The sequence below is a fragment of the Microbacterium sp. genome, assembly GCF_031178525.1.
Lineage (GTDB): Bacteria > Actinomycetota > Actinomycetes > Actinomycetales > Microbacteriaceae > Microbacterium.
Map to the genome: position 1 here is coordinate 1 of NZ_JAPSJA010000095.1, position 9,118 is coordinate 9,118.

The 9,118-nt window shown below is 72.9% G+C and carries 5 protein-coding genes and 2 pseudogenes; 6 read left to right on the forward strand and 1 reads right to left on the reverse strand.

Annotated features, from left to right (window positions below; genetic code table 11):
* The 6 genes and pseudogenes from RIF89_RS07890 to RIF89_RS07915 all read left to right on the forward strand — a co-directional run.
* A pseudogene (locus RIF89_RS07890) lies at positions 1-699 on the forward strand (glycoside hydrolase family 43 protein); the annotation flags it as partial.
* Between the two features lie 105 nt (positions 700-804).
* Positions 805-1,974: a DUF4232 domain-containing protein gene (locus tag RIF89_RS07895; RefSeq protein ID WP_309068581.1), complete on the forward strand. Its 1,170-nt coding sequence runs from the start codon at positions 805-807 to the stop codon at positions 1,972-1,974.
* Between the two features lie 160 nt (positions 1,975-2,134).
* Positions 2,135-5,335 (forward strand): DEAD/DEAH box helicase, encoded by a 3,201-nt coding sequence (locus tag RIF89_RS07900; RefSeq protein ID WP_309068582.1) that lies wholly within the window; start codon positions 2,135-2,137, stop codon positions 5,333-5,335.
* Positions 5,336-5,486: 151 nt separating this feature from the next.
* Positions 5,487-6,392 (forward strand): serine hydrolase, encoded by a 906-nt coding sequence (locus tag RIF89_RS07905; protein WP_309068583.1) that lies wholly within the window; start codon positions 5,487-5,489, stop codon positions 6,390-6,392.
* 13 nt (positions 6,393-6,405) lie between these two features.
* On the forward strand, positions 6,406-7,017 hold the full coding sequence (locus RIF89_RS07910) for a M23 family metallopeptidase (protein WP_309068584.1): 612 nt from the start codon (positions 6,406-6,408) through the stop codon (positions 7,015-7,017).
* A 126-nt stretch (positions 7,018-7,143) separates the two neighbouring features.
* A complete protein-coding gene (locus RIF89_RS07915; protein WP_309068585.1) occupies positions 7,144-8,616 on the forward strand; it encodes a DUF222 domain-containing protein in 1,473 nt (490 codons plus the stop codon).
* A 185-nt stretch (positions 8,617-8,801) separates the two neighbouring features.
* Here RIF89_RS07915 and RIF89_RS07920 read toward each other — a convergent pair.
* Positions 8,802-9,118, reverse strand: a pseudogene (locus tag RIF89_RS07920) (PadR family transcriptional regulator); the annotation flags it as partial.

A 9,118-nucleotide genomic window follows, 5' to 3' on the forward strand; every position in this document is an offset into this window, starting at 1 on the left:
GCCGACCTCGTCGAGCGGGCGGACGGCACCTGGGCCGCCGTGCATCTGGGCGTGCGCCCGGCCGGCTACACGCCGGGCTTCCACGTGATCGGGCGCGAGACGTTCCTCGCCGAGGTGGACTGGCGCGGCGGCTGGCCGGTGAGCCGGCCGTCGGGCGCCGAGGTGCCGCCCGTGACGGGCTTCGTCGACCGCTTCGACGCGCTCGGGCCCCGGTGGGTGTCGCCCGGCGCATGGCCGGAGCAGTTCGCGCGCGCGGGCGACGCCGGCCTGGAGGTCGAGGCCGCCGACGGCACGGGCGTCTATGCCCGCGTCGAAACCCTGTCCTGGGAGGCGCGCGTCGAGATCGAGACTGCGGATGCCGCGGCCCACGTCGAGGTGAGGCTGGACGACCGCCATCGCGTGGGCGTGCGGCGGGATGGCTGCGACGCGACCGCGATGTGGACGGTCGGTGGCGCCGAGGTCGTGCTCGGCACGGCGGTCGATCCGGACGGCATCGTGTGGATCGCGTCGGTCGCCTCCGAGACGTCGGGCCCGGATGATCTGGTCCTCGCGGTCGGAGCCGACCGCCGCGTGCTCGGCCGCATCGACGGCCGCTACCTCTCGACCGAGGTCGCCACGGGGTTCACCGGCCGGGTGATCGGGATCCGCGTCGAGCGCGGCACAGCGCGCGTGCGCGAGGTGCGCGTCGATCCGCGCTGAGCCGCGCACGCGCGGCCCGCGCCCGCCGTCCGCGGCTGATCGACGGGCTGCGACGCGGCGGTGCGCGTCGCCGTCCGCGGGGAGATGGGGTGCAAGACTTCAGCCGTGAAGAAGCAGGAGCGCGCTGAATCACTCGGAGCCGAGCGGCGATCGTTCATCGGCCGGACCGGATGGATGGCGTACGCCGCGACGGGCGTTCTCGCTGTCATCGCGGCCGACGTTCTACATCGCGCGCTGGCGTGGCGCGGTTCGCCGCAGGTCTGGCACGTGATCGAGCCCTGGGCGCCGACGATCATCCCCGCCCACGCGGACTACACCGTCGCGCCGTGGCCCGCGATGATCTGGCTCACGCTTCTCCTCACCCTCGGATTCGCGCTGGCGGCAGTATCGGTGTCCGTTCTCCACATCAGGCCGAGTCACCGCCGGTGGGTACGCGCGCTCGTTCTGTGGGGCGGCGTCGTGATCGTCGGCGTGGGCGTCGCCGGCGTCGCTCAGCTCGGGGAGTGGCTGCTCTGGACGGAGAGCTTCGGTGGTGCGGGCGGATCCTTCCTGCGGACCTTCACGGTGCCCGCGCTGTGGGAAGCGGCACGATGGGGCCTGCTCTGGGGCTGGATTCCCGCCGTCCTCGCCGTCGCTCTGAGCGGGGTGCCGAGTCCACGCGGGCGAGCTCGTGGCGTGCTCGTTCTGTGCGTGGGGTTGGTGATCGCCGCTGCCGTCGCCGCGACAGCTCTTGCGGCGGCGACGCGTGGGGCGGCGCACCCTGCGAGCACGGAGGTGGCCCAGCCGGAGCCCACGGAGCAGGCCACGCCGCCCGCTGCCACCGATCCGCCGTCGGAGGTCGCGTCGAGCGCCGCTCCGGACTTCCCGGGACGCTGCTCGGAGGACGACGTCGTGGTGACGATCGCCGGCTCGGATGCTGCCACGGGGACGCGCTATCTCGCGCTCGAGGTGCGCAACGTCTCCTCCAGAGCGTGCGATGTGAACGGCCTCCCTGACCTTGCGTTCGCCTCTCCGGACGGCAACGCGATCCGTCCGATGATCGAGCCGCGGGAACACTCGTCGGTCGGTGAGCCGATCGGGCCGGACCCGGTGACCCTCGAGCCCGCTGGCATCGCGCGGGCCGATCTCGTATGGCGCGCGCCGACAGGACGCCCCAGCGAGCTCACGGTGCTCATGGCACCGTGGCCAGGCGCTCAGCGGACGACTGCGACCGAGTTGCTTGACGTCGTCGACGGCGGTGAGATGACGCTGACTCCCTGGTACCTCGGGGAGTGAGCGGTCATCGGACCCGAGGGTCCGCTCGGGCCGCATCTTCGGGCCGTCTCGTTCCTCAGGTGATGTTCCCGGCATGGGGGCTCTGCACGCGCGAACGGGTGAGGGGAGCGTGGAGCACATGCCCGCGCCCGCTGTCGCCGGCCGCGCCTAGGCTCGTGGGGTGCCGTTCGAGCTGAGCCCCGCGGACCTGCCGCGGATCCTGCCCGTGTGGATGGTGCGTCACGGCGCGCACCTCGCCGAGCAGGGCGTCGCCCGCATCGTTGAGCGGTTCGATCTCGGTGGCACCACCTCGTACGAGGGTCGCGTCGGTCGGTGGACGATCTACGTCGACCTGAGCGACCGCGAGGGCGTGAGCGTCGACTGCGACGAGTGCGGCAAGGACGGCTGCGTGCACGCGGCTGCGATCCTGCATCTCGTGGCGCACGGTGCGACGACGGGCACCGGCCTGCCGCGCGGATCGGGGCTCGTCGAGCCGTGGCGGCGCGCGCTGGAGCGCGCGCTCGACGACGGCGGCGAGGCCGAGCCGACCGACGTGGCGCTGCTGATCGGGTCCGACGGCGACGGCGTGCGGATCCGGCCCGCCGTGCGCGGCGCGCGCGGCACCTGGGTGCGCACCGGCATCGGCTGGCGCGACCTCGACGGCAAGGGGATGACGGCCGATCAGCGCCGTGCGCTGGGGGAGCTCGAGGCGCTGTACGAGGCGCGCGAGCACTTCCCCGGCCCGAGCAGACCGGAAGCGGCGACCCGCACCGCGTACCGCAGTCGCTGGGGCTCGTACGACCGCGCGCCGCAATGGATCCGGCTCGACGAGCTGCCCAGCCGCGGCCTGTGGGACGTGCTCGTCGAGCTGCGCGACGCGGGGGTGCAGCTCGTGGCCGACACCAAGGCGCAGCCCGAGGTCACGCTGCGTGCCGACCCCGCGGCGCACCACCTGACGCTCGAGCGGCGGGACGGCGCCCTCCACGTCCAGCCGGTCATCGATCTGCAGACGGGGGACGAGCGGATTCTTCCCGTCGGCACCCCCGTCGCGGCGATGGCGCTCGCGGGAGACGACGGCGTGCGCCAGCTCGTGCCGCTGCGCGAGCCCCTGGCCGAGGCCTTCACGCGGCTGATGCAGGGCGAGCCGTTCACGATCCCGGATGGCGCGCTCGCCGACTTCGAGCGCGACTACCTGCCGAAGCTGCGCCGCATCGCTCCGCTGCGGTCCGTGGACTACGACATCCCGGCGCCGCCCCGGCCGACGCTCGTGCTGACCCTCGCGCAGGCCGACCAGCGGGCCACGCTCGCCTGGCGCTGGGAGTACCCGGACGCCGGTGCGCTCCGGACTCCCGCGGAGGAGCGCGCGATCGGCGACGCGACCGAGGCGGCGGCGGGGGAGCGCCGCGACCTGCTCGGGGTCCGGCAGGGCACGGGCTTCGGCGCCGCGATGCTGACGCGGGACGAGACGGTCGAGTTCCGCACGGCCGTGCTGCCCGCGCTGCGCGAGGTCGACGGGCTGCGGATCGATGAGACCGACGAGCTTCCCGAGTACCGCTTCGCTGCCGATCCGCCCGTCGTGCACGTGTCCACCGCGCCGCACGGCAACGACTGGTTCGACCTCGAGGTCAGCGTCGAGGTGGGCGGCGAGGCGGTGCCCTTCGGCATGCTGCTGACCGCGCTCGTGGCGCGCGACCGCTACGTCGTGCTGCCCAGCGGCACGGTGTTCACGCTGAACCAGACGCAGTTCGATCCGCTGCGCGAGCTGCTCGACGAGGCGCGCGGGCTGCAGGACCGGCCCACGGGGCCGCTGCGCATCAGTCGGTGGCAGACGGATCTGTGGGAGGAGATCGTCGGTGTCGGCCTGGTGCAGGCGCAGACGAACGAGTGGCTCGAGAAGCTGCGCGGGCTGTCGGATGCCGACGACCTCGCGCCGGTCGAGGCGCCCGCCGGCTTGCGGGCGGAGCTGCGCGACTACCAGCGCACGGGTCTGTCGTGGCTGGACTTCCTGATCCGGCACCGGCTGGGCGGCATCCTCGCTGACGACATGGGCCTCGGCAAGACCGTGCAGGTGCTGGCGGCGCTCGAGCGCGCTCGACAGGAGCCGCCGGCGGCGACCGAGGAGGCGGAGCCCTCGGCGCCCGCATCCCGCTTCCTCGTCGTCGCGCCGACCAGCGTGGTGTCGAACTGGGTGTCGGAGGCCGCGCGGTTCACGCCGGCGCTCGCCACGGTGGCGATCGACGAGACGAGCGGAAAGCGCGGCACCACGCTCGCCGAGGCCGTCGGAGACGCGCAGCTCGTGGTGACGAGCTACGCGCTGTTCCGCCTCGACTTCGCGGAGTACCAGGAGCTGGGGTTCCGCGTGCTGGTGCTCGATGAGGCGCAGCAGATCAAGAACCACCGGGCACAGACGCATCGGTGCGCGCGGGTCATGGACGTGCCGAGCAAGTTCGCGATCACGGGCACGCCGCTCGAGAACAACCTGCTCGAGCTGTGGGCGCTGGTCTCGCTCGTGGCGCCGGGACTGCTCGGCGGCGAGCGGTCGTTCACCGAGCAGTACCGCAAGCCGATCGAGCGCGAGCGCAACGGCGAGCGGCTGCACAGGCTGCGCCGGCGCCTGCGACCCTTCATGCTGCGCCGCACGAAGGAGGAGGTCGCCTCCGACCTGCCCGAGAAGACCGAGCAGCTGCTCGAGGTCGAGCTGCATCCCGCGCACCAGCGCGCCTACGCGATGCGGCTGCAGCGCGAGCGGCAGAAGGTGCTCGGCCTGCTGGACGACGTCGACACGAACCGGATGGAGATCCTGCGCTCGCTCACGACGCTGCGGCTGCTCGCGCTGGATCCCGATCTGGTGGGAGACGGCACGGCCCCCTCGGCCAAGCTCGAGAAGCTCGGCGAGCTGCTCGACGAGATCGTCGCCGACGGCCACAGCGTGCTGGTGTTCAGCCAGTTCACGCAGTTCCTCGGCCGCGCGGCGGCTGTCGCGGACGCGCGCGGGCTCTCCTATGCCTATCTCGACGGATCCGTCTCGATGAGCGCACGGAAGCGCATGATCGACCGCTTCACGTCGGGCGACGTGCCGGTGTTCTTCATCTCGCTCAAGGCGGGCGGCTTCGGTCTCAACCTGACGCAGGCCGACTACTGCATCCTGCTCGATCCGTGGTGGAATCCCGCGGCCGAGGCGCAGGCGACCGACCGTGCGCACCGCATCGGGCAGACGCGCCCGGTCGTCGTGTACCGCCTGATCTCGAAGGGCACGATCGAGGCGAAGGTCGTCGCGATGCAGGAGAAGAAGTCGCGCCTGTTCCGCGATGTGCTGGCGGGCGACGATCCCGCCGCGATCGGATCGCTCGACGCGAGTGACTTCCGGGGGCTGATCTCCTGATCGGCGGATGCCGGGCCGCCCGGCATTCCGGTCGCCCGAGTCCGTGCGACGCATCTTCATCAGTTCGTCGCCTGAGTGACAGCGCAGGTCACCCGGGAAGGCGCAGAATGGACGGCGGAGAACGACCAGGGGGACCGACAGAAGGACCGACGTGGGAGCAGATCCCCGCAGCGAGATGAATGTGCCGCAGTCGACGCGGCGCGCGATGCGACGTGGCCGCGGACGGCAGACGCGCACGTTCCGCTCGACGACGAACGCCCTCGAGGGACTGTCGCTCGCCGGCGCGCGCGTCGCCGTGCACGTGACCGACCTCGACCGCGGCGAGGTCGTGCTGGCCGGTGACGACCACCTGCCGCTGCCCATCGGGGGTCTCGGCGTCGTGCCCCTGCTGATCGAGACCGCGGCGCGGATCGAGGACGGCTCGCTCGACCCGCACGCGCTCGCTGAGCGTGCCGAGACCGATGCGCTCGCGCCCACCGGCCTGTGGCGCGCGATGGCCGCGCCGACCCTTCCGATCGTCGATCTCGCGGTGCTCGCCGCCGCAGCCGGCGACGCCGCCGCCACGAACGCCCTGCTCGACCGGGTCGGGCACGAGAGCGTGACCCGGCGGATCGTCGAGCTCGGGATGCCCCGCTCGGCGCTGCTGGACGGGTTCCGCTCCGAGCGCGGCCCGGACGACGCTCCCTACATCGCCCTCGGCACCGCGCGGGAGTTCGCCGCGCTGTTCTCGGCGCTCGCGGGCGGCACCGCCGTCGCTCCGGCCGTGAGCGAGCGCGTGGTCGGCTGGCTCAGCCCCGTGACCGACGTGGGCCTCGTCGGCGCCGCGATCGGCGGCGATCCGTTCTCGCACGAGCCGGACGGGCACGGTCTCGTGCACTTCGCCAAGACAGGCCGCGAGCGCGGCGTCCGGGCGGATGCCGGCGTGCTCGCGGGACGACGCGGCGCATTCGCCTACGCGCTCATCGTGGCGTTCGACGACCTGTCGCTGCTGCACCGGCACCGCGTGCACAGCGCGTTCCACGCGCTCGGCGGCGACCTGCTCGAGTACGCCACCTGAGCGTTCCGGTCACGTGGACGGCGCTCTCGACCTCGCCTACCCGTTCGCGGGCCGGTGGCTCGTGCAGAACAGCCCGGCCGACCGGGTGCCCAGCCACGGCACGACGCTGTTCGCCACGTCGCATGCGATCGACTTCGTCCCCGTGGGCGAGGACGGCCGCACGGCGCCGGTCGATCTCGGCACCCTCGTGCGCTCGGAGGAACCCGAGCGATTCCCGGGGTTCGGGCGCCCGATCCTGTCTCCCGTCGACGGCGTGGTGATCGCCGCCCACGATGCCGAGCCCGACCATCCGGCGCACCGCGGCATCCCGTCGATCGCCTACGCGCTGACCCAGCGGCGGCGGGTCGCGGCAGGATGGACCGCGCTCGCCGGCAACCACGTGCTGATCGACCGGGAAGGGATCGTGATCGCGCTGTGCCACCTGCGGCGGGGTGACGTCGACGTCCGGGTCGGGCAGCGGGTGCGCGCCGGAGATCCGGTCGGTCGGTGCGGCAACTCCGGCAACAGCACGGAACCGCACCTGCATCTCCAGGCGATGGACGCGAGGGACCCGGTGCGGGCGCGGGCCGTGCCGGTGACGTTCGGAGGTGCGCTGCCTCGCAACGGCGAGATCGTCGAGGTGTGAGGCGGCGGGGCGATCTCCCTCGTCCACAGGCGATGCCTTGAGCCGGTTCTCCACCGATCGACGGATTCCTGCGTTGGTCTGGGCTTTCCCGCTTCGAATGTCAGTGGCTCGTGGTTCGCTGAAGGCATGGACCTCCTCGCCGAATTCGCGCAGCGGATCGGCGCCGTCACGGCGTTGGCCTCTGCCGGCGTGGAAGAGGTGAGCGGGTTCGACGATGACGATGTTGTGCGGTTCATCGCCCTCGGCGTGCAGCTGGCGCAGGCCGGCGAGCGGATGAGCACGGTCGGAGCCGGCGTGGTCGCCGCGCGATCGGGCCGAGAGGCGGGACACGACGGCCTGGCGCAGTCGCGCGGGCACCGCAACGCCACGTCCCTGGTGCAGGAGCTGTCGGGGTCTGCGCGGGGCGACGCGGCGAAGCGCGTGCGACTGGGGGAGGCGCTGCTCGAGGCGGCGACGCCTCCGCGCGCGTCGGGCGAGCCCCTCGACGAGGAGGTCGTGATCGCGGCGCCGTGGCATTCCGTGGTCGATGCGGCACTGATGGATGGACGGATCACCACCGCGCAGGCGGATGCCATTCTGCGGGGGCTGGATGGGCCCCCGGTCGAGCCCGGCGGGCAGGCGGCGACGACAGACGCGGTCGAGGCGTGGCGGCTCGCGTCCGAGCAGCTGCTGGACGAGGTGGCGGTGCGGACCGTCGAGGATCTCGCGGCCGCGGCGCGTCAGATCCGCGACCGCCTCGACCCGACGGGTGCCGAAGCACGCTATCTCGCGCGGCACGACGCGCGGTCGTTCCGGATGTGGACGGACGAGCAGGGCGTGCGACATGCGCGCATCCGCTTCGACGACCACGGCGCCGCATGGGTGCGGGCGATGATCGACGCCGCCCTGCGCCCACGTCGAGGCGGGCCGCGGTTCGTCGACCCGGACGAGGCCGCCGCCGCCCAGCAGCTGATCGACGACCCTCGCACGAACGAGCAGCTGGCCTACGACCTCGTGCTCGACGTGCTCACGGCCGGCGCGACCGCGCAGGAAGAGAAGGTGTTCGGGGCGCGCCGGCCCGGCGCCCGGATCGTCCTGGTCAAGGACGATCCGGTGGGTCACCTCGAGGACGGCGGCGACGCCGTGCCCACGATCGCGGTGGAGCAGGAGATCTGCGGTAGCGGCGCCGTCGAGGTCGTCGTCGACTCCTGCGGCAACCCGCTCGACGTCGGGCGCGAGCAGAGGCTCTTCACGCCGAAGCAGCGCATCGCGCTCGCCCTCCGCGACGGCGGGTGCGTCTGGCCCGGGTGCACGATGCCCGCCTCGTACTGCGAGGCACATCACATCGACGAGTGGAAGGCCCATGGGGGCCGTACCGACGTCGACCGCGGCCTGCTGCTGTGCCGCTACCACCACATGAATCTGCACCACCGTGGGCATCGCATCCGGCGCGACGGCAAGGGCCCGCTGACGCTGCACCCGCCCCACGGGCCGCCGCGCGAACTCCGATCGAAGCCGCCGCTGCGCTGGCGCTGGGAACCGCCCAGTCGGGCCGACGCCTCAGCCGGGACCGGATTCATCGACCCGCTGAGGAAGGGCCGGGGCGATGAGCCGCAGTGAGCATGGGTGTGCCCATCGAGAGAGCACTGCGCCCGGTCGGAGCCGGCGGGTCGCGAGTCGCACCGGCGTCCGCAGTCGCAAGGCAGCAGTCGCGCGGAAGCGCTCCGCTCGGCCCGACCGAGCGGCCCTGCGGCACGCCGACCCGGGTGCTCCGCGGCGCGCCGCGGCGAGGGGGCGGAATCAGGTCACGCGTGGCCGGGGCCGGCGTCCTCCGGGCCGTAAAGGTCGTCGAGCAGGGCGAGGCCGCGCTCGGCCCACGCGATCTCCGAGCGTGCACGATCGACGAGGCCCTCGTACCCGAGGCGCTTGAAGGCGACCGTGCGGTCGTGGTCTCGTGCGTCGGTCGCGGCGAGACGCCGCTGCAGCATCGGGTTTATGCGCGCGTCGATGCGGCCGAGCTCGGCCTCCCACTGCTCGAGCTCGCCGCGCCAATGGCGCACGTGGTCGTCGAAGAACGCACGTGCCGCGGGCGGCGAAGCGGCCTCGAGGTACGCGGCCTTGA